Origin of the sequence: Halobacteriovorax sp. GB3 (assembly GCF_028649655.1) — a bacterium.
In the GTDB taxonomy this organism is placed as follows: domain Bacteria; phylum Bdellovibrionota; class Bacteriovoracia; order Bacteriovoracales; family Bacteriovoracaceae; genus BSW11-IV.
The window spans coordinates 416178-439072 of record NZ_JAQSLN010000003.1 but is presented as its reverse complement, the minus strand read 5'-3'; the positions used below and the strand labels follow the sequence as shown (position 1 = coordinate 439072).

The 22895-nt window shown below is 37.5% G+C and carries 27 protein-coding genes; 16 read left to right on the top strand and 11 right to left on the bottom strand.

Annotated features, from left to right (window positions below):
* Nucleotides 1-8: 8 nt before the first annotated feature.
* Nucleotides 9-248, top strand: a complete 240-nt coding sequence (locus HBN50_RS08365) for a hypothetical protein (RefSeq protein WP_273869217.1) — start codon at nucleotides 9-11, stop codon at nucleotides 246-248.
* On the opposite strand, the gene HBN50_RS08360 is transcribed toward HBN50_RS08365, so the two are convergent.
* Nucleotides 177-1334, bottom strand: coding sequence for a phosphatase domain-containing protein (locus tag HBN50_RS08360; protein ID WP_273869216.1), 1158 nt, complete (start codon nucleotides 1332-1334; stop codon nucleotides 177-179). The two genes, HBN50_RS08365 and HBN50_RS08360, sit on opposite strands and share 72 nt — an antisense overlap.
* A 97-nt stretch (nucleotides 1335-1431) precedes the next feature.
* Here HBN50_RS08360 and HBN50_RS08355 point away from each other — a divergent pair, with 97 nt between their 5' ends.
* Nucleotides 1432-2172 carry an MgtC/SapB family protein gene (locus HBN50_RS08355; protein ID WP_273869214.1) on the top strand — a complete coding sequence of 247 codons (741 nt, stop codon included), beginning with the start codon at nucleotides 1432-1434 and terminating at the stop codon, nucleotides 2170-2172.
* A 5-nt stretch (nucleotides 2173-2177) separates the two neighbouring features.
* Here HBN50_RS08355 and HBN50_RS08350 read toward each other — a convergent pair whose 3' ends face one another.
* Genes HBN50_RS08350 through HBN50_RS08340 form a run of 3 tightly spaced genes read right to left on the bottom strand, consistent with a single transcriptional unit; the run spans nucleotide 2178 to nucleotide 3939 of the window.
* Entirely contained in the window at nucleotides 2178-3350 is a 1173-nt protein-coding gene (locus HBN50_RS08350) for an Hsp20 family protein (RefSeq protein WP_273869213.1), read from the bottom strand.
* Nucleotides 3351-3656, bottom strand: a complete 306-nt coding sequence (locus HBN50_RS08345) for a hypothetical protein (RefSeq protein ID WP_273869211.1) — start codon at nucleotides 3654-3656, stop codon at nucleotides 3351-3353.
* Nucleotides 3634-3939, bottom strand: coding sequence for a hypothetical protein (locus HBN50_RS08340; protein ID WP_273869210.1), 306 nt, complete (start codon nucleotides 3937-3939; stop codon nucleotides 3634-3636). Before HBN50_RS08340 ends, HBN50_RS08345 begins: the two co-directional genes overlap by 23 nt.
* Nucleotides 3940-4181: 242 nt before the next feature.
* Between HBN50_RS08340 and HBN50_RS08335 the strand changes: the two genes are divergently transcribed.
* Nucleotides 4182-5123 (top strand): hypothetical protein, encoded by a 942-nt coding sequence (locus tag HBN50_RS08335; RefSeq protein ID WP_273869209.1) that lies wholly within the window; start codon nucleotides 4182-4184, stop codon nucleotides 5121-5123.
* A gap of 2 nt (nucleotides 5124-5125) precedes the next feature.
* Entirely contained in the window at nucleotides 5126-5998 is an 873-nt protein-coding gene (locus HBN50_RS08330) for a hypothetical protein (RefSeq protein WP_273869208.1), read from the top strand.
* A 35-nt stretch (nucleotides 5999-6033) separates the two neighbouring features.
* Here HBN50_RS08330 and HBN50_RS08325 read toward each other — a convergent pair whose 3' ends face one another.
* Nucleotides 6034-6699, bottom strand: a complete 666-nt coding sequence (locus HBN50_RS08325) for a hypothetical protein (RefSeq protein ID WP_273869207.1) — start codon at nucleotides 6697-6699, stop codon at nucleotides 6034-6036.
* 107 nt (nucleotides 6700-6806) lie between these two features.
* On the opposite strand from HBN50_RS08325, the gene HBN50_RS08320 reads away from it, so the two are divergent.
* Nucleotides 6807-8078, top strand: coding sequence for a hypothetical protein (locus tag HBN50_RS08320; RefSeq protein ID WP_273869206.1), 1272 nt, complete (start codon nucleotides 6807-6809; stop codon nucleotides 8076-8078).
* Nucleotides 8079-8226: 148 nt separating this feature from the next.
* Entirely contained in the window at nucleotides 8227-9576 is a 1350-nt protein-coding gene (locus HBN50_RS08315; RefSeq protein WP_273869205.1) for a trypsin-like serine peptidase, read from the top strand.
* A gap of 23 nt (nucleotides 9577-9599) precedes the next feature.
* Here the strand turns inward: HBN50_RS08315 and HBN50_RS08310 are convergent, their stop codons facing one another.
* Complete coding sequence (locus HBN50_RS08310; protein WP_273869204.1) at nucleotides 9600-10367, bottom strand: polysaccharide deacetylase family protein; 768 nt, start codon at nucleotides 10365-10367, stop codon at nucleotides 9600-9602.
* Between the two features lie 154 nt (nucleotides 10368-10521).
* Here HBN50_RS08310 and HBN50_RS08305 point away from each other — a divergent pair, with 154 nt between their 5' ends.
* Entirely contained in the window at nucleotides 10522-10857 is a 336-nt protein-coding gene (locus HBN50_RS08305) for a 4a-hydroxytetrahydrobiopterin dehydratase (protein WP_273869202.1), read from the top strand.
* Nucleotides 10858-11481, top strand: a complete 624-nt coding sequence (locus HBN50_RS08300; RefSeq protein ID WP_273869201.1) for a hypothetical protein — start codon at nucleotides 10858-10860, stop codon at nucleotides 11479-11481.
* 11 nt (nucleotides 11482-11492) lie between these two features.
* Here HBN50_RS08300 and HBN50_RS08295 read toward each other — a convergent pair whose 3' ends face one another.
* On the bottom strand, nucleotides 11493-11873 hold the full coding sequence (locus HBN50_RS08295; RefSeq protein ID WP_273869200.1) for a response regulator: 381 nt from the start codon (nucleotides 11871-11873) through the stop codon (nucleotides 11493-11495).
* A gap of 20 nt (nucleotides 11874-11893) precedes the next feature.
* Nucleotides 11894-12313 (bottom strand): CBS domain-containing protein, encoded by a 420-nt coding sequence (locus HBN50_RS08290; protein ID WP_273869197.1) that lies wholly within the window; start codon nucleotides 12311-12313, stop codon nucleotides 11894-11896.
* 171 nt (nucleotides 12314-12484) lie between these two features.
* Here HBN50_RS08290 and HBN50_RS08285 point away from each other — a divergent pair, with 171 nt between their 5' ends.
* Entirely contained in the window at nucleotides 12485-12943 is a 459-nt protein-coding gene (locus HBN50_RS08285) for a cupredoxin domain-containing protein (RefSeq protein WP_273869196.1), read from the top strand.
* Between the two features lie 20 nt (nucleotides 12944-12963).
* Nucleotides 12964-14097 (top strand): CpaF family protein, encoded by a 1134-nt coding sequence (locus HBN50_RS08280; RefSeq protein WP_273869194.1) that lies wholly within the window; start codon nucleotides 12964-12966, stop codon nucleotides 14095-14097.
* A gap of 24 nt (nucleotides 14098-14121) precedes the next feature.
* Here the strand turns inward: HBN50_RS08280 and HBN50_RS08275 are convergent, their stop codons facing one another.
* Nucleotides 14122-14370, bottom strand: coding sequence for a hypothetical protein (locus tag HBN50_RS08275; RefSeq protein ID WP_273869193.1), 249 nt, complete (start codon nucleotides 14368-14370; stop codon nucleotides 14122-14124).
* 179 nt (nucleotides 14371-14549) lie between these two features.
* Between HBN50_RS08275 and HBN50_RS08270 the strand changes: the two genes are divergently transcribed.
* From HBN50_RS08270 to HBN50_RS08255, 4 genes are all read left to right on the top strand, one after another.
* A complete protein-coding gene (locus tag HBN50_RS08270) occupies nucleotides 14550-14984 on the top strand; it encodes a SufE family protein (RefSeq protein ID WP_273869191.1) in 435 nt (144 codons plus the stop codon).
* Nucleotides 14984-15964 carry a porphobilinogen synthase gene (gene hemB / locus HBN50_RS08265; RefSeq protein WP_273869190.1) on the top strand — a complete coding sequence of 327 codons (981 nt, stop codon included), beginning with the start codon at nucleotides 14984-14986 and terminating at the stop codon, nucleotides 15962-15964. Before HBN50_RS08270 ends, hemB begins: the two co-directional genes overlap by 1 nt.
* A gap of 134 nt (nucleotides 15965-16098) precedes the next feature.
* Entirely contained in the window at nucleotides 16099-17985 is a 1887-nt protein-coding gene (locus tag HBN50_RS08260) for a DUF7844 domain-containing protein (protein ID WP_273869189.1), read from the top strand.
* Nucleotides 17986-18001: 16 nt separating this feature from the next.
* Nucleotides 18002-18388 carry a hypothetical protein gene (locus HBN50_RS08255; protein ID WP_273869188.1) on the top strand — a complete coding sequence of 129 codons (387 nt, stop codon included), beginning with the start codon at nucleotides 18002-18004 and terminating at the stop codon, nucleotides 18386-18388.
* 24 nt (nucleotides 18389-18412) lie between these two features.
* On the opposite strand, the gene HBN50_RS08250 is transcribed toward HBN50_RS08255, so the two are convergent.
* A complete protein-coding gene (locus HBN50_RS08250; protein ID WP_273869187.1) occupies nucleotides 18413-18568 on the bottom strand; it encodes a hypothetical protein in 156 nt (51 codons plus the stop codon).
* Between the two features lie 273 nt (nucleotides 18569-18841).
* Here HBN50_RS08250 and HBN50_RS08245 point away from each other — a divergent pair, with 273 nt between their 5' ends.
* A complete protein-coding gene (locus HBN50_RS08245; protein ID WP_273869186.1) occupies nucleotides 18842-20254 on the top strand; it encodes a hypothetical protein in 1413 nt (470 codons plus the stop codon).
* Nucleotides 20255-20380: 126 nt separating this feature from the next.
* Complete coding sequence (locus HBN50_RS08240) at nucleotides 20381-21127, top strand: substrate-binding periplasmic protein (protein ID WP_273869185.1); 747 nt, start codon at nucleotides 20381-20383, stop codon at nucleotides 21125-21127.
* Here the strand turns inward: HBN50_RS08240 and HBN50_RS08235 are convergent.
* A complete protein-coding gene (locus HBN50_RS08235; protein ID WP_273869184.1) occupies nucleotides 21112-22839 on the bottom strand; it encodes a mechanosensitive ion channel family protein in 1728 nt (575 codons plus the stop codon). The genes HBN50_RS08240 and HBN50_RS08235 overlap by 16 nt on opposite strands.
* Nucleotides 22840-22895 lie beyond the last annotated feature (56 nt).

Genomic DNA, 22895 nt, shown 5'->3' with positions numbered 1-22895 from the left:
GTTTAAGTATGGATAATATCATAAACGGTGATCTTTCATCTAGCAATCAGATGATCAATATCGCCCTTCTCTTACTTGCGGCCATGAGAATTTGGCTTGAGATTATGGGTTTTGATTTCAATTCTCTTCCAATGACAAAAGGTCTTGCGCGAATGCAGGGAAAGAGTGATCTCAATTCATTTCATCGAATGGGACTCGTTTTCAGCATTGGCTATATCGTTTTGTTTGCTCCGAGTGTCTTTTTCTAAGAGGCTTTTTTCACTGAGCCCTTCGTAGAGTTCAATGGTATGCTTGTAGGGGAGAAATTCATCGGGAACGATCAATTCCTCTTCACTTGCTTTTTTTCTAATATAGATTTTCACTTTGACAGCTCTATGTTGCCTCTGAGCAATAAGAGATTGGAGCTGATAGATCTTATTAAGAAGTTGAGACTCTTGCTTCTTAGTTAATTGAAAGGCATCGAGACTCTTCAGTATACTCCACATTTTTCTTGGCTCTGTTCTTCCTTCAAGTATTCGTGCTAGTCCCAGATAGATTAACGGATCAGATTCAAAATTATCACCCATTAGGACAATCTCATCTGGAATACTTGTCATATGAAGAATATCGAGAAGATGATTCAGTTTATAGAGGCCTTGAATCTTTAAATCTTTGGTTGTTAAATCATCTTCAAAGAGAGAGAAGATTTTACGATAATCTTTGAGAAAAATTCCAGCCGTATAAACTTTATTTTGGTAGAGCCAGTCTCTCATGGCATCCTCGTAAAAATGGGGCGAAGCCGAGAGAATGAATGGATGAAATCCTTTTTGAGTATAATTTTGTAAAATTTCAATGCTCTTTGGGATCTTTGGAAAACTCTCAATAGGGCTTGTCAAAGAGCGGTAGAGTTCTTTTGTCGTCGAGTAGCGCGTATCGACAAGAGTCTTGTCAAAATCGCAAATAACAAGTTTTTTAGGGCCCTCTACATTGATAGGGATAAAACTTCCAAGATGGTATTCAAGTCCTGGTGTTTTTCTTGTCTCATATATCTGAAGAACGTGTACTTTTTTACGCTGTTCTGTTGAAAGAGGAATTTTGAAATAAAAGTTTCCATAGGAGTCTGACTCATAGCTTTTAACGTAAACTTCGTTCTGATTTTCATCCAAGCACACGATCTTCATGGTAAAATCATAGGCATTGAGTAGCTTATAGGCCTGAATAGGAAAGCGTGGTTTGATAAGATCAACTTCCACTTTATCCATAAGAAGTGTCTCGCGCATCGTTACTGATGCTTTTAACGCGATCGTGTCGTCTGTTTTAATGGCCAAAAAATGAACGAGATGTGGTCTTTTCATTGAGTAACTCTTGGAACATAATACTAGATATTCAAAATCAAATCTTATCAGATTTCTTTTGATTCGTGCAAATTAAACAATAGAACAAGGAAACTCTATGATAACTCTCGCAAACATGCCAAGCATTCAAATCGAATTTCTTGGTGAGGTGCCCCTCTATATTGGCCTTGGAATAGAAATTGTAACGGCCCTCATTCTTGGTGCTGCAATTGGCTATGACCGCGAGAAGAAAATGAAGTCTGCTGGTATCAAAACAAATATCATGATTTGTATCGGTGCTGCACTGTATACGGCCATCTCAATGCTCAATCAGCAACATGCTGGAGGTATGGCCGATCCAAACCGTGTTGGGGCACAAATTGTTAGTGGTATTGGTTTTCTTGGTGCTGGAGCGATCATTCAAGGAAGAGGAAATGTCATTGGTCTAACGACTGCGGCCACTATCTGGGTTGTCGCGGCCATCGGAATGACTGTTGGCTCTGGATACCCTCTTATTGCAGGAATTTTCACTCTCACAACTCTTATTGTCTTAAAACTTCTTAATCCTCTTTATAATCTTGTAGAAAGTAAAAAAGAGTACAAGTCTTATCACTTAGAGATCCTCTCTCGCGGTCGAGTGAAATCGACGACAAAGAAAATCATCCTTACTTATGTCGATGATATTTTCAAAGTTAGTGAAGAAGTTCTTGATGTTAATCAAGATACTCGCCTTCTCAATTTCTATTTCAAGTTGCACCCGCGCCGCATGCAGGAGCTAACTAAAGAAATTGGTACAGTGATTCGTGTTGAGAAAGTAAAATTTCACGTCAACGAAGATATGCTTGAAGAGGAAGAATAAGTTTATTAGCGCTTTGCTATGAGAAAGCTTAAAACGCCGTCTTCATACTTTCTTTGAACACTTCTTGGGTCGATTAAGTCTTTAACGTTGAGCGTTTTAGACATCACTTCTGAGCGTCTGGACTTATTCACTGTACCATCTTGATCGATCGCCGTATCTTTAAATCTTCTTGTGAGTGTGAGTGTTAAATTTCTATCTTCAGCAGTTAAAGAAACAGTTTCTTGTTCATAGGAAGGAACTTCAAGTTGGACTTTGTATCCATTTTCCATTGGCTCAATTGTTGGGTTCAATTTCGTGACATTATAAAAGTCATCTTCTGATTTCATTGAGACGTCTTCTTTGAATTTACCGTATTTTTCGGTTAATCCTTTTACTTCACTACTAAGTCTTTCTTTGACTCTTGAAAGTATTGACTGATGGGCCTCTTCCATATTGGCAAATTTCTCTTTAAAAGAAATGTCTTTCTGTTTAAGAATCTCTCTGTGGTGTTGGTCGAGATACTGAAGTTCTTTTTGGTAAGACTGCTTTCTTTGATTAACTTCAATTTGATTTTTAGCTTCGACGTAGTGAACTTTATCGTTGTGATCTTGTTTTTGTATCAGCAGGCGATCCCTAAATTCTTTTTCATTGTGTCTTCTTTGCAGATTATACGATCTTTGTTGTTCGTGAAGAGTCTTATTTGTATCGCGAGCAAATTCATCTGATCTGGACTTGGCCTTTAGGCTTATATCTTTAATTTGTTCGTCGGATTTTAACTGGAGACGATCGACTTCAAGATCTGTCTGTTGAATAATTTCATCGGACTTATCTTTAGCATTTGAATAGAGGTTTTGAAATTTATCCTCATTCACGAGGTTCATATCTTCAATTTGAAGTTGGCTTATTTTTGATAAATTATCTTTTTCAGTTTGAAGTTTTGTTGCACTCTCTTTGAGAGAGTCACGAATACTTGCTAGCCTTTCTTCTTTTTGATCAATGGCCTTGGCGATATCTACTTTTTGCATTTCTTTTTGTTCGTAGATCATTTGATCATTGGCAAGCTTTTGCGTTTTTAATTTCTGATTATAGTGAGTATTTAATTTGTTAATTTCACGCTCTTTGGCCTTAACGAGGTCTTCTTGCGACTTTGTGAGTTTTTTTAGGTATTGTTTGGCCGTTTGTTCCTGCGTTACTTTCATTTATTGTCCTTGGAGTGCGACTTCTTCTTTAAAAGGGTCGATATTCTCTAAGGGGGCTTTGCAAAGTGCAGAGCTATTACCAGTATAGCCTTTACAAGTCCACGAGCGTAGTAAGTCTATTCTAATAGAATCACTTCCCCCATGATAGCTTAAGTAGCTAACTGGATCTAAAGTAGAGGTGACAAGGTAGTTACCTTGTTTAGAGTAACGCTCCATTTTACTTTTAACTTGATATTGGTAGACTCTATATTCTGCACTTGCCGATAAACACAGAGTGAAGAGACTAATGAAGCATAGGTGTTTCATCGAGAATCTTTCCTTCTACGAGTTTAATAAGAGTTTTCATGACAAGTTCTCTATCAGTTTCTTTCATTGTGAAAAGAACCGTCTTCTGTCTTTCAATCGTTCTATGTTGAGTCAATCTTTTTAAAAGACCTGCAGCACGTTCTTGATCTTTTTGTGACATAGGAGAATTGTTTTTAGAGAGACCCAACATCCAACTTTCATCAAAAAGAGGGTAGAAGCCCATCTTTCCGAATTCGATAAGTTTTTTGATTGATTCTTGTCTCGATGCTTGGAAAATATTCAACTGTTTCTCCTTTTTATAGTCCTCCATTATTTTATTAAACTTAAGGATTATTCATGAGAGGGAAAGACTTTCCATTTTCGAGATTTCAAGCGATTAGAATCTTTGTAAGTATTTTTTATAATCGGGCTTATTTGACTAAAGCCCTCAGGAATTGGTTAGATTTGATAAATAACCCAATCTTTGTGTATGATATTTATGCCTCTAGAGAGGGGAATTTACGTTATCGTCAAGGAAGATGAAAAATGAAAAGAACAGACCTTATTCTCTTATCAACTTTAACATTAGCTCTACTTTCTCCAGCGCAAGCACTGGTCGATTATACTGAGACGACACCAAGTCAGCCACGCGTGAAGAGAAATTCGCCGGCACCAGCAAGACGTATTGCACCGAAGGTAAATACGAGCACTCAGGCTCAAAGTTCAAGCTCCAATGGCGCTAGCTTAGGCCTTTTTAATATACAATCAATGTATCATTCAATGAAGGTTGAAGGTGAATCTGGGCAATCTGATATTCAAAAAATGAAACTTCATGCTCTTTTCCAGACTCATTATAATTTATTCGTCGATGCCGATTACGACTTTTATCAATCTAGTGATGAAGAAATTGGCACGAGTGGTGATTGGCAAGCAGGTCGTGGTAAGGCCTTACTTGGTTTCAATTGGCTACAGTTTGGAAGTGTGGCCGATCTGGCGACAATTGATCTTATTGGTGGAATTAGAAGTAGCTCTTCTAGTGATCTGGCCAGCTCTAGGCTTGATAAAATTGTTGGAGTAGAGACTACAAAGAGATTTTATCAATTTGCTGTTGGTTTTGGTTATGAATTGTGGCTCACAGGTACTCCTGATAGTGAAGAAGAGATGAAAATTGGAAATGTCTCACTTTTAAAAGCTTCTCTTGGTTGGGTTGTCTCACGAGATATTCGCTTTTCTTTAGAGGGCGCAACTGTTTCTATTTCTAAGGCGAGTGACTCAGATGAGGGTTTAAAACTTGATGAAGATATTAAGTACAGTTATGTCTCTCCTATGTTAAGCTTGGGGCTGTCGCCATTTGTAAATGTCAATATGGGGGCGACTTTTAGAACAAGAAGGGCCAAAGATGTGCAGAGACTTGTTCCTGCTAAATTATGGGAGCTTCCTGGTTTATATGGGAACACGCTCTTTGCAGGAATTGAATTTAGTATTTAATTATGGTTAAAAGATTAGATAGTCCTATATATCATTGTCATAATTGTAAAAAGATTATGAGTGACGTTACTGAGCTTCTCTTTGTTGAAGAGAATTCTTCGAGATCATTTTGTAGTGAAGAATGTATCGATCAATACTTTTCCCCAATGGCCAAGTATTATCAAGAAATTCTTTATAAGCTTCGTGATGATCTAGGGATAGATGAAGAATATTTAAGTGTTCATTGTGACAATGTTCAACTTTTAAATGAGACGTGCTCTCGCCCTAATGAGATGTGGCATCTTGAAAATAAAATTGGCGATGAAGTCTTTGTTCTAATCAATGAATGTGATGGCTTTCATCATATTGTTTTTTGTACTCTCTTTAATAGGGCCGTCTCTTATATCTTTTTACAGACAGCTACAAGCAATCCTTTTATCTTGGAACAATTTAGGATTGGAGAGTCTGTTGACGATATTGACTCTTTCTTTTCTACAGATGAAATAAGTGAATTAGAAGAGATGGGAATCAACGATGATGTCCTAGTCGAACTTGAAAGAAAGAAATCGACCTATCTAGCAGAGCTTATGGTTGATCAGCTTCCAAGTGATATTCAAATGGAAAGTTTCCACTTATATGAACCTTTTTTCGAGCAGTGCCTTGAAGACCCTGATGAAATTTACCAATTTAAAGATCAAGAAGGGGATGAGGTATATTCACATATTAAGGCCTGTGAAAATAATGGACAGAGTTTTTTCTATATTATCGTCTTTATGACATTTAGTGAGAATGAAATTGTTCAGGCCTTGCCAATCATATCTGTGCCTACTTTGGATGGTTCGATCGTTGAAAAATATCGCCAAGGCACAAGACTTATGGGTAGCCCAGTAAATTAAAATAAAAAAAGGCCTCTTAAGTAAGAGGCCTTTTTTTAAAATCTTTTGTAAGAGTATTCGCCTTTGGATTTAAAGGCGCTACAGTATGAACTGTTGTTGTAGAGCTCAAGAAATTTAGAGCAGTACATATAGGCATCAGGGGCAAGTACCCACTGATAAAAAGGCTTACCATAGAAATAGGCCTTATCTTTCATCATCATAACTGCATTTATCGCAAGTCCTGAGTATCTACCGTTATCTCTATCTTTATGGAGAGTTACTTTATAAATTTTTGACGACTGCTCTGGGACAAAACATCTAGGGTTACCAATGTAGAATGATTTCCCACCATTTTCATAGGCCGGAAAGAAACAAACCTGAGACTCAGTAATCGCCGTTTTAAATTGAATATATAGGTTGGTTGATTTCAGGCAAATATTATAGCTTCCTAAATGAGATGAGGACTCAGAGTAATTTGTTGTCGCGTCAGTTGACCAATTACAATCTTTAATCTCATCTGGGATAGTACTAGTTGAGTCATCAGTTGTGTCACCCGTATCAGTTTTCGTATCGGTTCTATCACTGGCATCATCCGTAGATGAATTCGTGCTATTTGTAGAACTATTTGTAATGGCCCCTGAATAGAAGGAGCGATTATTTTTGGGTTGCTCACATGAGTAGAGCAGAAATGATAGAAGTAATGGAAAAACTAATTTTTTCATTAAGAACCCTTTTAAAGCGAGAACTATTCACAGTTCTTCTCGGATGATTATAGTCTTTTTTTTAGTTTTTTTCTCATGTTTAGCTCTAAGTTACCGAAAAGATGAATATGAAGGTCATTTTTTTTCTACTTGCATCCACATTAGTTATTGTTTCATTTGTCGTATTTTTGACATTTGCTCCTTACCATTTTTATTTCACGACTGTGAACGAAGGTTTAGTCTCGGAATACTTAACAATGAAGGGACAAGATAAGCTTAGGCTTAAGCCAGAAGATGAATTCCTTAGCACGGAAAAATTAGTCTATAAAGAGAATGAAAATCAATGGAGAAACTTTCACTTTGGTGATTTAAATGTTCCCTTTCCTCTTAGTCACCCCATGTTTCTTTTAATTCCTCATATCGACTTTAATGGTGCATACAATGAACTTGGTGCAAAGTATTTAACGAGAAAAGAAAAGGACATCGCAAATTTTTTAATCCTAAAGAGTGAGGCCTTAGAGCTTTCTATGAATCGTCACCGTATTTTTGATCTTCCTTATTTTAAGGCTATGATTCAAAAGAAAACTCAAGACGATATATGGCGTGATCTTTTTACTCTCAATGTGACTCTACCAGATAAAGGTAATAAGAGTTATATAGAGTATGCTAAAGTGCTCTATGAAATTGATTATCGAACACTTGTTTATAATCTCTATATACTTAAATTGCGCGAGAGATATTTCCCCGTCAATATGATGAAGTTTTCACTTTTTAAAAAGGGAGATATAGGTGTTGTTCGTTTAGAATCACAAAAAGAAGGTCGCCTCATTGAACTTTTTCTCATTCCTCATAAAGGGCGTATATATCGCATGAAATTTGAGTATGAGCAGTATGATGTTTTGGCCGAAACCATTCGTGCTCGTATTTTAGATGGGCTTAAGTATACAAAGAGCTCTGAGGATACGACCAATGCCATTTATGCTCAATACAAGAAATTAGAATACAGAGAGAGAATTGATCAAAAGGGAATGGTTTATCTTTACGCTGCTTGGTCTCACGTGCCAGAAAAAAGAGAATTTTTAAAAGAGATGATTCGCTTTTTAGAAAGAGGGCAAGGTAATCAGGTCTACTTGAAGGCCCTTTATGATTATGCCTATCGGCTCTATGGAACAAATTTCTCGCTTAGTGACAGTGAGAGAGTTGAGACAAATGAGCAAAAACTAGAGCGTCTTATTAATGAAGAGAAAAATGCTGAATATGAAAAGGCAAAAAATGAGCGTGTGGATATCCAAGACGGAGAGTTTGAAAGTAATGAAGATAAGATAGATTACTTTTTGAAAAAGGCCAAATCTTCTGGAAAAAATAGTGATGAATCTGATGATATCTTGAGATCGCCCTAGTTAAGCTTTATTTGATGGAGGCGAGCTGACACCAGAAAGCTCATTCTTTCTTACAATCGAGTTTCTAAGCAGAGAAAATGTGCCCCCAACTACCATTGACGTTTTTTAAGTTCTAAACTTAGTCTGTTATCTTCTAGGAGGGAGAGATATGGGCAAGTTTAAAAAAGTTTTCTCAATTGTTCTTTTTTCGACATTACTTGTCTCTTGCGAGGAAGTCGAAACCTGTAGTGATAGTTTTCTCGCTGATAAAGAAAATCTCGAAGAACAGTTTATTCAATTACATAAATCCGATTCAACAAAAGAACAAAGTGAATTGTTCTTTGTTTCTTTAAGTGAATTTCTAAAAAAGCATGAAGATAAATTATGTGAACACGATGGTGAAGAGTTAAATGTTCACGCTAAAATTAAAGACTTCATCGCTTCTCAAAAAACACAGGAAAAAGAAATTCTCTATACTCCTGAAGTTGTCTATGGCCAAGATAATCGAATTGACGTTGATCTACATCCCAATCAAAAGCTTAGAGAGTACGATCGAAGTGTGGCAACTCAGATAGAGAAAAAATACATCGATGCCAACTTCTTTATTGATGCACCTACGATCAAGGAGTCTTGGAATCTTTGTCCAAGCGAGAGATTTCTTGCTCAGATGAATCCTGGAAACTGTACAGGATTTTTAGTGGAAGAGGATTTAATTGCCACGGCCGGACACTGTATGACAAGTCTTGAGACTTGTGAAGATTTTTACTGGGCCTTTGATTTTAAAGATTCCACAACACAATTTGATTCTTCGCAAATCTATCGCTGTAAAGAGATAGAAAAACAGGTGCTCGATCACTCAACGATGCTAGATTATGCTCTTGTTCGTCTCGATCGTCCCGTTGTTGATAGAAAACCCCTGCGAGTAAGAACTAGTGGTCGCGTTTCAAGTGGAACTCCTCTTGCCGTTATAGGCAATCCAACTGGTCTTCCTTTAAAAATCGCCGATGGTGCACAGGTGCGTGATGGAAATAATGATATTTATTTTAAGGCCAATCTTGATACATTTGGAGGAAATTCCGGTTCACCTGTTATCAATACAGATACCGGAATTGTAGAGGGAATCCTCGTTCGCGGTGAAACTGATTATCGCTACGTGAATAAAGATGGACTCTTTTGTCGTGAAGTCTATACCTGTGCAGATGATGGATGTGATGGGGAAGAGGTAACGCGCATCACTCAAGTTGATGGCATCACACAAGATGAGCTTCTTAGCTATGAAGATTTCATATCAAAGTTATTTAAAAATCCTAGTGACCGTGAGGAGTTAAGTTTTGTCTTTGGTATGGACGTTGTTAAGCAAGGTGATTATGCCGTATCCTCTGTTGATTTTCTTTCAATCTGTCTTGTTCATATCTATAAGCAAGGACTAGAAAAAGAGTGGATTGATCAAAGAGAAGGCAAGTGTGATGATACTTTGAAAGTTGAAATATACAATCTATTTAACGAACTCTCATACTAGATCAGTATGAGAGTTCGAAAGAATTATTTTTTAAGTGATTCGACTTCATTAAGGGTTACAAAGCTGTAGCCCATTTCTTTTAATTTCGGTAACAGAATTTTCAACATTTTCGCTGTTGATACGTGAATATCGTGTAAAAGAACGATTCCACCTTTTTTTCTTTTGATTTCGTTTAAGTACCCTTGCGCGCATTCGGATGGAGAGAGCTTATAAGGAGAAACCCAGCAGGCCCAATCAGCTGCTTGAGTAATTTCATTTCCTTTTACATTCATTGATCCACCAACGTCCCACATGACGGGTCCAACATATTTTGAGAGCTCATCTTGTTTGTTTAAATAACTTGAAAGGGATTTATGCCATGAGTTTTCAGGAGCTCTAAAAAAGAGACGATCCGAGCTTCTATAGTATGGAGCTAGGATATCGTGCGCCTTAGAAATTTGATTCTTTGCCGTTTTCTTACGCGACCAAAAAGAGACTTTTCCGAGGGCCTGATGAGAGTATGTATGATTGGCCAGTAGGTGACCATCATCATAAATCTCTTTCATCACGTCACTATTTTCCTTAGCAAGGCTTCCTAGAACGAAGAATGTTGCAGGAACTTCATACTCTTTTAATGTCTCAAGAATATCTCTTGTGGATGTTCTATTTGGACCATCATCAAAAGTAAGAGCTAAAACTTTTTTTCCAACTAAGCTTGAGCGCTCAATTGGGAAGCGTGACAGTGATTTTTGTACAGCTTGTGCCTGTAGAGCAAAGGCCGACATCATTATAAATAAAGTGAAATTTTTCATTAAATTGTGCCCCCGTAGATTTTTTTGGACTATCGCAAATCTCTGAAATTGGGTCAATTTGACGAGTAAATTCTTCAATAAATTGACCGAATTTTCATAATATTTTGACGAAAGTTGTTTAAAATTAAGGCATCCTACCCAAAAGGAGGTACTTATGAGTCTTGTTACAAAGAAGTGTACACCTTGTAGTGGAGGGGTCCCCCCTCTTGAAAAAGATGAAATTGAGGTTCTTATGAAAGAGCTCTCTCCTCGCTGGAGACTTACTCATGGCGCAAAGAGGCTCCTTAGAAAAGAGAGCTTCGATGACTTTTTAAAACCGATGGAGTTTGCCAATGAAATAGGGAAAATGGCCGAAGAGCAGTGGCATCATCCTGAGTTGCATGTTGGCCATGGGCATCTTGATATTGAAGTATGGACACATAAAATAAACGGACTAGTAGAAAGTGATTTTATATTCGCTTCAAAAGTCGATCGTATACTGGAGGGTTAAGTGAGAAGTTTCTTTGTTTTTATTTTGTGCTTTGTAAGTTTATCAACTTTAGCACAGGATCAAGATAAAGCTGGGTTAAGTACTCAGGAACAAATGAGAGAGGCCATGAAAAGGGCCTTGGAAGAGAATAAAAGAATCATGGATAAGATGATGAACTCTGATTTTTTTCAGTCCATGGATTCTTTTAAGGATCAGTTTTTTAAAGACTTTAATAATAGAGATTCTTTTTTTAAAGGGGATACTGATTTTTTTAAAGGAATCGAATTTGAGAGCAATCTTTCTAAAAAGTGGGTTGATAAAGAAGAGGAGAGAGTCCTTGTGATTGAGATTGGTGAAGGAGACCGCCCAATTGATATAAAGATTGAAAATGGTCAGATCCAATTAAAAGGAGAGGTGCTTAAGAAAGAGGAATCCCAAAGTGAAAATGGCATGCGCACGAGGCAGTATACATATCAATTTAATGAAAGTTTCCCTATTCCAAAGGGGCTTTCACATAAAAAGGTAAAGTTTGAAAAGAAAGGTAAAGAGCTTTGGATTCGTTTTGCTAGACTTGAAAAAGTAAGCATTGAAAAAGATAAGAAGAAGCGAAAACCACTTGATAAAGACTTTGGACTCAGTATCTAAAAGAGCTGCAATTAAGCAGCTCTTTTAATTTTCGAACTTACAATTTCTATTTTTTCTAAAAGTTTTTTAGCATTAAAAGGTTTTGCTAGAGTGTACTGAATGTTAAAGTCAGCTGCGACTTGAACATTTTCAGGAGTAAACTGTCCTGACATCATGATGATTTCGGGTGTTCTCGTTGTTTCAGTTCTAATGTGCTTAACGAGTTCAAGCCCATCGAATTTGGGCATATTAATATCAAGTATAATGATATCGTAATGATTTGCCTGTAGTTTGTTCTTTGCTTCGATACCATTATTAGCAACGACAACTTTTCGAAAGAGACCCGTATCCTGTAAAAGAGCAACGAGAGAATCTGTAATCATCTTTTCATCATCAACAATCATAATATTCATTTTGTCTTCCTATTCCATTTTTACAATTCATCGTGTAAATGATTTGTAAAATAGCTCATGATATCGCGGATACTTATGATCCCGATTGGTTTTTTATCAAGATTCACAACAGGAAGGTGGCGAAACCCCTCTCGGCTCATTAGAGAGAGTGCAACAATAAGAGATTCATTAGCAGCTACCGTTTTTGGATTGGCAGTCATGTAGTTACTAACCTGATCTGAGAGATCAACTCCTTTCCCCATCACCTTCATCAATAAATCTCTTTCGGTAATTATTCCAAGAAGATTAACTTTTTCATCAATAACTAGAGCAGATCCAATTTTAAATTCTTGCATCATTTTTATGGCCTTCTCTAAACTGTCGCTTCCTTGAATATATTTAGGATCACTCATACCCATTTCTTGGATTGTGTGATCGAGTAGATCTAACAGTTGGTTCATACTAACTCCTTAAAATTTGGTCACTATCAATAACTATTTTATCTTAAATCAATCTTGTTCTATCTCAATTTTATCGAAATTAATTAAGCATTAATTCACTGCTTACAACTACTTGATTTGCATTAATTAAAGTTTATACTTGATTGTATCGATAAAGTATTTGGAGGTCTTATGAATCATAAGATGATGTCAAAATTTGCTACCATTACCTGCTGCTGCCTACTAAGTCTTTCTTCATTCTCACTGAAGCAGACGCGATTTAAGGGCAAAATGAATACTGTTCCCCAAAGGGAAGTTTCAATCATTGTGACCGATGAGGGATTTTATCCCAATAAGTTCATGGCCTATGCTGGTGAGCGCATCGACTTTTTTGTCACTTCAACCACAGAGAGACCCAGTTGTTTTATGGTTAAGAACAAAGAGCTCTTTATGGCGGCTAAGAAAGGAAAAATCAGTGAGGGAAGTGTCTTTTTTACTCAGCCTGGACTCTATCACTTCTATTGTCCTTCCATGAAAAATATTAACGGTACAATCACTGTTATCGAACATCCCGATGTCATTGAAAAGAGGAAAGCACGTGATCTGGCCTCTGAAAAAAAGGTTAAGGTATGGATTCCAGAAGACGAATAGTAGATAGGTAAGGAGAGTTCATGTCTGGTGTATTTCAAGATGCTATTCGCTCCCTCTTGTCGCCAATATCTGATCTATTGGATGATGAAGGGGTTTCAGAGGTTATGATTAACGGGCCTCATGAAATTTTTGTAGAAAAAAAAGGTTTGGTTTTTAAAGTAGAAAATCAATTTTCAAGTGAAGATGCCTTAGTCTCTGCAATGAGGGCCATCGCTCAATCTGTTCATCGTGTGATCGATGAAGAAAACCCACGACTTGATGCTAGACTTCCAGATGGATCAAGAATTCACGTTGTTCTACCACCAATGGCAAAAAACGGAACAACTGTAGCTATCCGTAAATTCTCAAAAGAAAAACTTACTCTTAAAGACCTCATCAACTTTGGCTCACTCTCTGATGCTGGAGCAAGGTTTTTAGACATGTGTGTTTATCTTGGAAAAAACGTTTTGGTTTCTGGGGGAACTGGGTCTGGAAAAACCACGATGCTCAACGTTCTTGGTGGGCGTATTCCAAAAACTCAAAGACTTATTATTATCGAAGATGCGGCCGAGCTTCAAGTGAAGGCCGAGCACGTTGTAAATTTTGAAACAAGAAAAGCAGAACCAAATAGTGGATTAACTGAAGTCACCATTCGTGATCTTGTTATTTCTGCCATGAGGCTTCGCCCTGATAGGATTATCGTTGGTGAGGTTCGTGGAGATGAGGCCCTAGACCTCGTTCAGGTAATGAACACTGGACACGACGGTTCAATGGGAACGGTACACGCCAATACTCCATTAGATGCATGCACGCGTTTAGAGACGCTCTGTCTTATGGGTGATACCAAGATTCCACCAGATGCTGTAAAGAAAATGATTGGCTCAGCAATGCAAATTATTGTTCAGTGTAGCCGCTATCATGATGGGGGAAGAAGAACATCCCATATCTCTGAAGTTCTTGGTGTTGATAGCAAAGGCAATTATATTACCCGCGATATCTTTCGCTGGATGCAAACGGGAAAAGATCCTGAGACTGGAAAGTATTTAGGGGAGATGGTTCCTTGTAATTATGTACCAAGCTTCTTTGAAGATATTGTCGTTAATAAACTACCTTTTCCAAAAAGTATGTTTATCGCCCCTGATTGGGTAAATGAGATTAAGAAGAAAGCTGCCTAGAGCTAGACATATTGACGAAGTCGACTAAATGTCGACTTCAATTCCATCGTCACCAATTTCAAATGTAAAGACATCTTTTCCAAGCTCTTCCGTTTTGTCGCAGATATCTTGGATATCTCCCACCTCAATTTCTGGATCTAGATCGTAGTCTAGAGAAACACAAGTAACGATTGTAATGGCCATTTTGTAATCGGCTTCACCCTTAAATTGATCGAGATTGAACTTAATGAGATATTTTCCAGAGAATTTATCAATATCAAAATCAACTAACATATTTTCCGTGCCTTTTTAAAAGATATTTTTATTGAGTATAGCTCTAAATGTGTGAAAAAGGGAAGATGCTTTCTAGAAAAAAAGTGTCGTTTCTGGGGAGAAAAATAGGGCCTAAACCTTGATAACCAAAGACCTTTTAGTATATGGTCGAAGAATCAATTTATAGATAAGGGATAGTTATGGATATCAATCAGCGCGTCGAGAACTTAATCAGTGATTTTTCTAAATTTGATGATTGGGAAGATCGCTATAAATATATTATTGGTCTTGGTAAAGAGCTCGCTCCTATGGATGAAGAGCTTAAAAACGAAGCAAATAAAGTTAAAGGTTGCCAATCGCAAGTTTGGCTTTTCGCAGAATTAAATGAGGGAAAAATTACTTTCTCGGCCGACAGTGATGCGGCCATTGTAAAGGGGATTGTTTCAATTCTCGTTCAAGTGTACTCGAATTCAACACCTGAAGAAGTGCTACAAACAAAGCCTGATTTTCTCGATACGATTGGACTTCGCCAGCACCTTTCTATGAGTCGTGCCAATGGACTCTCGAGCATGGTTAAACAAATTTCTATGTATGCTTTGGCCTTTCAAACAAAAATTAAAATGGGGATGGCGTAATGATGTATCGTCCAAGAAGAAATCGTAAGAGTGAAGCGATTCGTTCACTGGTAAGAGAAAACCTTGTTACACCTAATGATCTCATTGCCCCTTTATTTATTATGGAAGGCTCTAATCAACGTCTAGAAATTGAGTCAATGCCTGGTTATGCAAGGCTCACAAGAGATCTCATTGTTAAAGAGGCCAAGGCCCTCTATGAGCTGGGGATTCCATGTGTTTCTCTTTTTCCAGCTATTGATGAGCGTAAAAAAGATAGTATGGCCAGTGAGGCCATGAATCCAGATGGTCTTCTGCAGATGACTATTCGTGATATTAAGAATGCTCTTCCGGATATGCTTGTTATGACAGATGTGGCCATGGATCCATACTCAAGTGATGGACACGATGGAATTGTTTGTCCTCAAACGGGAATTATTAAAAACGATGAAACTCTAGAGATCCTTGCCAATATGAGTATCAATCAAGCTCAGGCCGGTTCTGATATTGTTGGTCCAAGTGATATGATGGATGGTCGAGTGGCCTATATTCGTGATGCACTAGATGACAATGGTCATAGCGATGTTGCGATTATGAGTTATACAGCTAAGTATGCTTCAAGTTTTTATGGACCTTTTCGTGATGCACTTGATAGTGCACCTAAGGCCGGAGATAAGAAGACTTATCAAATGGATTTTTCAAATTCTCGTGAGGCCATTAGAGAAACTGCTCTTGATGAATCTGAGGGGGCGGACATTCTTATGGTCAAGCCTGGGATTAGTTATTTAGATATCATCAAAGAAATGTCTCAGACAACGACTCTTCCAATTGCTGCTTATAATGTTTCAGGTGAGTACTCAATGGTTAAGGCCGCCAGTGAAAGAGGTTGGCTAGATGGTGAAGCGATCATGGTTGAAATGCTTACAAGCTTTAAGCGCGCCGGTTGTGACATGATTCTCACATACTTTGCTAAAGAAATGGCAACCCTTATTCAAAAACAATAAATAAGAATACTGGCCAGAAATGGCCAGTTCTTACATCTTCTCTCATTCTCTGTAAAAAATTCACATCTAACTTAATGAAGCGTTTCAGTTTAGGTAAATAAAACTGTCTTAGTAATATTTAAGTTGGTAAAAACATGCTTAGAATTCAGCAACTCATTTTTCTCTGTCTCTGTTTTGTCTTTGGAGCTCAAAGTAGCTTTGCCTTTGTAACAAAATCAGATTTATTGAAAGATGCAGTCGATGATATTTTGAAAGTTATGCCCGAATCCATGCAAAGGACGATCTCAAAAAGCTCTCTTCGCATCGAACTTAGCACGCTCAACCAACGTGCACTAAATACTCCTTGTGATAATCTTCCTTATAATTATGGGTACTATGAAGGAAATACGATTTTAATCGATCGTGCTCTTTTTGAAAGCTCTATAGAGGAAAGTGAGGATAGTGAAGACTTTTCTTGTAAACACAAAACTTTTGAAAAGACTTTAAAGGCCACTCTTATTCACGAGCTCTTTCATTACTATGATTTAAGAAAGGCCAAGAGTGTTCGTTTAGAGAATAATCCAACTCTTCTTTCTCTTGGTTTTTGGAATAAGAAGGGAAAAAAGAACTTCAATCACTTTGCTAAGCGCTCTATGGATCGCTACGAATATGAAAATAGAAGAGAGTTCGCAGCTGTGAATTTTGAGTACTTTATCCTGGATTCCTCATATAAGTGTCGAAGGCCTAATCTCTATCGCTTTTTTCGTGACCACTTCAATTTTAATCCATCAAATGTTTCCTGTGAAAAATCTGTTTATCAAGTTTCAATGACCGATACTCGATCTAATGAAATCGTCGAAATCGACAAGTCAAAAGTTCGAGAGATTCACTACCTCTTTGCAAGTGAGGGAAGTGCTATTTATAGCCGCTTTGGACATGCGATGTTTAAAATTCTTCTATGTGATCCCTCTGTTGATCTCGATACTTGTAGAAGAAGAGGAAAGAGTGTTGTTCTTGGATTCCTTGCCGAAAACGTTAATGTAAAACTAAATCTCTATAAAGGAATTTTTGGAAAGTACCAATCGAGACTTCTCGTTAGTGACCTTGTTAGCATGAAGATGCAATATAATAGGGAAGAGTTTAGAAATTTAGAAAGTTACCCTCTCCAATTTAACAAAGTGCAACGCGACCGTTTCATTGATCACTTTGTTCGTATTTATTGGGAATATGCAGGGAAGTATTACTTCTTCACTAATAATTGTGCAGATGAAGCCTTTCGGCTTCTTCAAGTTGCCTTCAACTATAAGTGGATGTATGAGAAAAATGTTTTAAGTCCAAAATCAATTCTCAAGTATTTAAAAAAGAAAAATCTTGTTGATTCAAGTGTTTTAGAAGATAGAAGTTATGCAAGAAAGCATGGTCTTTTTTATCCAAGCTTTCTTGAACCACTCTCTAAAAGCTACAAGTATGTTTATAATCGCTATCCACGTTACTTCAAAGTTAAAAAGACAAGACGAACTGGTGGAGAGAAGTCACGAGAGATGACTTATTATGATCGTTTGAAAACTGTCGACGAATACTTAGAGCTCTCATTAGAGCAGAGAAAAGAAGTTCTCTCTAATCTTATAGAGGCAAATCCTTCGAGAAAAGTTCTTCTTAGTATGCTTCCCGTTGAAATGCAGGCCCACCACTTAGAGTCCAATAGGATTTTAGAAGAAATTCAAAAAGAAACCTCAATCAATTTATTGGATGAGTCTTCAGCTGATATTTTTCAGGAAATCGTTCGTCTTAAAAATATTATCCTCTTTGAAACAGGTGTGGGGCAAAGTGGTTATGGAATCCTTCAAAGTAATGATTCTGATGAGCAATTATCTGATGATCAAGTTCCGGAAGTTGTTCTCGAGGCCGAGGCTCGATTAGTTGAATTAAATGAAACAATGAAAGATATTTTTACAGATTTATTTGAAGAAAGATATACGAGATTAGAGGAATCTAAATCTTTAAGCGCAACTATTAAAGAGGCACTAACAAGTGCACATTAATCAAAGGGAGAGTTTTATGAAAAAGTTAGTTTTAGCAGCAATCGTTTTAGTAACATGTGTTGATGCAATGGCAAGAACTTGTCGTACAAGAGTAAATCGTTACGGTGAAACTGTAAGAGTTTGTCGTGGATCTGATCGTGGTGGACAATACGATGATGGTTTCTTTGATGGTCTTATTGCTTCAACTGCGATTCTTCTAACATCTGATATTCTTAACAACGGATATAAGAAAGATTACGTCGATAGTGAAATTGCAATGGCACTAGCTATGGAAGGACAGGGAATGGATGCTGATCTATCTCCAGAACTTCAAGAATTTGTTGAGCAAACAAGAGAATTAAATCCTGAGCAGGAGCTTAGTGATTTTGATATCCTTGAAGCTTACCTACTTTTCAATGAGTAATTAAGACATAAAAAAAGGCCACTGTTAAAGTGGCCTTTTGTTTTGATTGTTTTTATTGTCATCAATTCTAATTGGGACATACTTCTTTTTTAGTCTTCGCTGTTGCCCTAGACTTGCTAAGCCTGCTAAAGCCGCTAAGAGTGCTAGTAGCACATAAGGAGCGTCGAATACTTGAATCATAGGGCACCTCCACCATATTTCCCACTTTCATTATAACCCTTTTCGACAAAATTAACCAATGAGCTTAGTTATAATTGACAAGAAGTTTACATAGATTCGGGGTGTTATATTCATTTTTCTCTCTTTTTTTTATTTATTTCTTCTTTTTGCCGATAGGTTCACCATATAACGATAAAAGAGTAAGTTTTTCTAGCTCCTGCTTTGCGCCTTTTTAGGGCGGTTAAAATACTGTTAGAATGTCTCTTTTCAACTTGTTAGCTTAAGGATGACTCTATGAGTTTTTGCCAAATCTTAACGGCCAAGCAAAAGGCCTTAGAAATCAATCTCGATCACCACATATATGGGAACCTCGCTGAAATCGGTGCCGGGCAAGAGGTTGCTCGCCATTTTTTTCAGGCGGGAGCAGCTGCGGGAACGATTGCAAAGACGATCTCTGCCTATGATATGGTTGTGAGTGACTCAATTTATGGCAAAGAAAAGAGTGGTCGCTATGTTTGTGAGGATCGACTGGTGCGTATGCTCGATCGTGAGTATGATCAGATCATTAATCGACTTGGAGAAGTTCGTGATGAGAGTACACAGTTTTTTGCTTTTGCTAATACTGTTGCAGCTAAATCTTTTAGCGGAAAGGGCGAGTGTCACGGTTGGCTAGGTGTTCGCTTTCAGCATAAAGCGAAGGCCGATTTCTCAGAAGTTATTCTACACGTTCGTATGCGTGACCAAGAAAATATTCAACAACAAGAGGCCCTTGGGATCATCGGTGTCAATCTTATCTATGCTTGTTTTCGTCATATCGACAATTCTAAGGCCTTTATTTCATCTTTAATGGATGGACTAAGTACGAGAAGAATTCGTATTGATATGATTCGAGTGAGAGGAGATGCTTTTAAAGGAATCGATTCGAGACTTCTCGCATTAGAGTTAGTTAAAAAGAAATTCTGCAAGGCCATCATGTTCGATGAGCAAGGCCGTGTTCTTCAAGCAACAGATGAAATTTATAAAAAGAATCTCTGTGTTCTAAGAGGTTCGTTCAGGCCGCCTACACACGTTAATATGGACATGCTCCGCAGCGGTCTTGAGAAGTTTGAAAAATCTCTTGATAAACAAGAGCGTGATAAAGTTCTCGTTCTTCCTGAGATCAGTATGTCTAAATTAATTGAGCGTGGGGAAGTCGACAATGATGACTTTCTTGCTCGAGTTGATCTTCTCTCTGCACTTGGTAAAAAAGTTCTTATTACAAGTTTTGATAACTACTTTGCCCTCAATGAATATCTTTCTAAGTACAGTCGCAAGAAAATAGCTTTTGTAACAGGTATTTTTAATGTTGAAGAGATCCTTGATCTCAAACGTTATGAAGATAGCCCGACAGGTATTTTAGGAGCTCTTGGGGCACTTTTTGGCCATACGACAAGGCTTTATATATATCCGGTTATGGATGATGATAAAAATGAGATTAGAAAATTAGATTCAGTTAAATATGATTCTAAGTTGCAAGGTATCGTTGATTATCTATTGGCCAATAAATTTATCGAGGATATCAAGGATTACAACCCTGAGTATTCGGCGATTTGGTCACGTCGTGTTCTTTCTATGATTGAGCAAGGGGATACGGCTTGGGAGAAAATGGTGCCAGAAACTGTTGTAAAAACTGTTAAAGAGATGAATCTCTTTGGATACAAGAAATAGGACATCTTTTCTTTCCCCCTATTTTTAGAATGTTATCGAATTATTCTTTAGCTTTCTCCTTTAGATAAAATTAAAAAAATACAATTTCCTCAGTTCATTATAATAGTAGTGAACTGAGGAGTATCTATGGCGAAAGTCTTTCTTTTGTTCGCCCTTTTCTTTTTCCATGTATCGAGCTTCTGTGAGGAGAACTCTGTCAGGCTTATTACTGGCGAATATTCTCCTTTTACGAGTGCTCATCTAAGTGAGAACGGACTCCTAACTAAGGTTGTTATTGAATCTTTTGAAGCGAAAGGGGTTGAGGTTAAAAAGGTCAACTTTGCTCCTTGGAAAAGAGCAAGTTATGAAACAGAACAGGCCATGTTTGATGCAACTTTTCCCTATGCTAAAAACCGCTCGAGAGAAGAGCGTTTTTTTTATTCCGATATACTACACAAAGGTAAGTTGCACTTTATTACTGTGAAGGAAATGGAGAAGGATTTTCAAAAAGAGAAAAATTGGAAAGGTAAAGTAATCTGTCATCCTCTCGGTTGGAATATTGAACAAGTACAAGAAGAAGTTGAGAAGTACCAGCTCTTATTGACGAGAACCTCAGATGTTGAAACGTGCTTTAGGCTTTTGGCCGCAAAGAGGGTTGATCTTATCAATCTTAATATTACATTTGCAAAATATATTATTCGAAATCTCTATGGTGATTTGGATAAATTTTCTTTTTTAAAGGATAAAGTTAAAGATGATTTCGTTTACTTAATGGTTTCAAAGAAAAATCCGCGAGCAAAACTGATTATCGATCAATTTAACGAAGGTCTTAAAAAGTTAAAAAGAAATGGCCGCTATCGGGCCATTCTCAATGAATCTCAAAGTCCACGTTGATAATTCTTATTCTGGCCACTTTGTTCATGAGTCGAAGTTAATTGGTTCACGCTCAGTTGATGGGCCTTTTCTTTAGCTAGTCTTTCCATTTCTTCTATTGAGTACACGCGCTCTTCATTTGACTTTTGTTCGTTAAACAAATGAACTGTTTGCGTTGGAAAGGCAAAATTAACTCCAAGCTCTTTTGCCAGTCGAACAATATCAAGCAAGAGACGGTGTCTCTCTTGAAGTTCTGCTGACCAGTCTGGTACTTGCCAGAAAACATAGAGAAGTACATCGAGGCTACTTGCGTTCATATCGTTGAAATAAACGTGAAAATAATCTTTTCTTGTCCACTTGTGGGCCAGTATCAATTCTCTAATTCCTTGACAAAAACTTTCTATTTTCTCTACAGGAGTCGAGTACTCAAGTGAAATTTTCGTACTGTAGCGGCGATAGGTTCTCTTTCCATAATTGTCGATATGGACATTCGTTAGTGTTCCGTTAGGAAGAGAGATCAAAGAGTCGTAGAAAGTTCGAATGCGGGTTGAACGAAGTCCAACTTCTTCTACTGTTCCCTCTACATTGCCATTAATCACAACCCAATCGCCAATACTAAAAGGTCTATCAATAAGGACTGTGAATGATCCAAAGAGGTTTGAGATCGTATCTTTAGCGGCTAAGGCGAAGGCAATCCCTCCGATTCCCATCCCCGCTAGGATTGATTTCATATCAATTGTTAGACTATTTCCTATGAAGATGATTCCAAAGCCTAGAACAAAAAACTTAGCCGTTTTTCTTATGAGGGGGACAAGAATGTCATCAAACTTATTTTCACTCTCTCTTGCTTTTTTCTCTAGATAAAAACAAATAACATCGACGATATTGTGAACGGTAATGACTGCTCCCAATGTAAAGGCGACAATACCAATTCTTAAAAAGATACTCAGTATTTGATCTTCAAGCTCGAGCGGGCGAACAAGTATGCTCCATAGGCCAGAGAAGGCCATGAGTCCTATTGGAGCTGTTAAGCGGTTTTGCTTTTTTGCTGAAAAGGCAACGCCACGGGACTTTAAAAAAAGAACAACTCGATTAGCGATAAATAGCCTTGTTAACTTGTCTGTTAAAAGACACAAAAAGAGAATTACGCCAAGTGCAATCCATTGGCCATTGAGAAGGAGGAAATTTTTGTTTGATGTCCAGACCGGCATACTCTTCTTAAACTTTGTTTTAAAATCGTTAAGTTCTACAACATCTTTTGCCGTATTTTTTCCACTAAGAGCTTTTTCATAGTAATCAATCGATGAGAGCGTTTCAGGTGAAAATCTCCACTTTTCATCTTCTTCTTTATTAAGAGTAATCGTCACTTGGTAATCTTCATCTCCAAGTGTGACATTTCTTTTCCTATAAACCCACTGGGCGGCCGGCCATTCATTTGGGATTGTTTTAACGTCAACATACTCAATTTTATCGATGGTTTGAATAAGCTTTTTCGCTTTTGTTTCTAAAGTGGTCTTTTTTGTTTGAGGATCGAGCCCCTTTTTAGAAAGGGCCTTGATTGCCAGATTAATCGCTTCTTTGTCGCCCGTCTTGTAGCCTTTCATCGTCTTTAGAAAAAAGTTCATACTACTGCGGGGTGATTCTAACGTTGCCTTCGGATAGTCACTTGCTAGGGTATCTTTAGTAATAAGAGCAAAGAAAATGATATTAAAAATGAGCATAGCGATCTTCATAAAAGTCCTTAAAAATCGGGGTTTTTTAAATTTTAATGAAGATCATTTGAAAAGTA

What these genes read in the sequence shown, in the direction of transcription:
- HBN50_RS08365 (WP_273869217.1), top strand. Translation starts at nt 9, where the DNA reads ATGGATAATATCATAAACGGTGATCTTTCATCTAGCAATCAGATGATC.
- HBN50_RS08360 (WP_273869216.1), bottom strand. Translation starts at nt 1,334, where the DNA reads ATGAAAAGACCACATCTCGTTCATTTTTTGGCCATTAAAACAGACGAC.
- HBN50_RS08355 (WP_273869214.1), top strand. Translation starts at nt 1,432, where the DNA reads ATGATAACTCTCGCAAACATGCCAAGCATTCAAATCGAATTTCTTGGT.
- HBN50_RS08350 (WP_273869213.1), bottom strand. Translation starts at nt 3,350, where the DNA reads ATGAAAGTAACGCAGGAACAAACGGCCAAACAATACCTAAAAAAACTC.
- HBN50_RS08345 (WP_273869211.1), bottom strand. Translation starts at nt 3,656, where the DNA reads ATGAAACACCTATGCTTCATTAGTCTCTTCACTCTGTGTTTATCGGCA.
- HBN50_RS08335 (WP_273869209.1), top strand. Translation starts at nt 4,182, where the DNA reads ATGAAAAGAACAGACCTTATTCTCTTATCAACTTTAACATTAGCTCTA.
- HBN50_RS08330 (WP_273869208.1), top strand. Translation starts at nt 5,126, where the DNA reads ATGGTTAAAAGATTAGATAGTCCTATATATCATTGTCATAATTGTAAA.
- HBN50_RS08325 (WP_273869207.1), bottom strand. Translation starts at nt 6,699, where the DNA reads ATGAAAAAATTAGTTTTTCCATTACTTCTATCATTTCTGCTCTACTCA.
- HBN50_RS08320 (WP_273869206.1), top strand. Translation starts at nt 6,807, where the DNA reads ATGAAGGTCATTTTTTTTCTACTTGCATCCACATTAGTTATTGTTTCA.
- HBN50_RS08315 (WP_273869205.1), top strand. Translation starts at nt 8,227, where the DNA reads ATGGGCAAGTTTAAAAAAGTTTTCTCAATTGTTCTTTTTTCGACATTA.
- HBN50_RS08310 (WP_273869204.1), bottom strand. Translation starts at nt 10,367, where the DNA reads ATGAAAAATTTCACTTTATTTATAATGATGTCGGCCTTTGCTCTACAG.
- HBN50_RS08305 (WP_273869202.1), top strand. Translation starts at nt 10,522, where the DNA reads ATGAGTCTTGTTACAAAGAAGTGTACACCTTGTAGTGGAGGGGTCCCC.
- HBN50_RS08295 (WP_273869200.1), bottom strand. Translation starts at nt 11,873, where the DNA reads ATGAATATTATGATTGTTGATGATGAAAAGATGATTACAGATTCTCTC.
- HBN50_RS08290 (WP_273869197.1), bottom strand. Translation starts at nt 12,313, where the DNA reads ATGAACCAACTGTTAGATCTACTCGATCACACAATCCAAGAAATGGGT.
- HBN50_RS08285 (WP_273869196.1), top strand. Translation starts at nt 12,485, where the DNA reads ATGAATCATAAGATGATGTCAAAATTTGCTACCATTACCTGCTGCTGC.
- HBN50_RS08280 (WP_273869194.1), top strand. Translation starts at nt 12,964, where the DNA reads ATGTCTGGTGTATTTCAAGATGCTATTCGCTCCCTCTTGTCGCCAATA.
- HBN50_RS08275 (WP_273869193.1), bottom strand. Translation starts at nt 14,370, where the DNA reads ATGTTAGTTGATTTTGATATTGATAAATTCTCTGGAAAATATCTCATT.
- HBN50_RS08270 (WP_273869191.1), top strand. Translation starts at nt 14,550, where the DNA reads ATGGATATCAATCAGCGCGTCGAGAACTTAATCAGTGATTTTTCTAAA.
- hemB (WP_273869190.1), top strand. Translation starts at nt 14,984, where the DNA reads ATGATGTATCGTCCAAGAAGAAATCGTAAGAGTGAAGCGATTCGTTCA.
- HBN50_RS08260 (WP_273869189.1), top strand. Translation starts at nt 16,099, where the DNA reads ATGCTTAGAATTCAGCAACTCATTTTTCTCTGTCTCTGTTTTGTCTTT.
- HBN50_RS08255 (WP_273869188.1), top strand. Translation starts at nt 18,002, where the DNA reads ATGAAAAAGTTAGTTTTAGCAGCAATCGTTTTAGTAACATGTGTTGAT.
- HBN50_RS08250 (WP_273869187.1), bottom strand. Translation starts at nt 18,568, where the DNA reads ATGATTCAAGTATTCGACGCTCCTTATGTGCTACTAGCACTCTTAGCG.
- HBN50_RS08245 (WP_273869186.1), top strand. Translation starts at nt 18,842, where the DNA reads ATGAGTTTTTGCCAAATCTTAACGGCCAAGCAAAAGGCCTTAGAAATC.
- HBN50_RS08240 (WP_273869185.1), top strand. Translation starts at nt 20,381, where the DNA reads ATGGCGAAAGTCTTTCTTTTGTTCGCCCTTTTCTTTTTCCATGTATCG.
- HBN50_RS08235 (WP_273869184.1), bottom strand. Translation starts at nt 22,839, where the DNA reads ATGAAGATCGCTATGCTCATTTTTAATATCATTTTCTTTGCTCTTATT.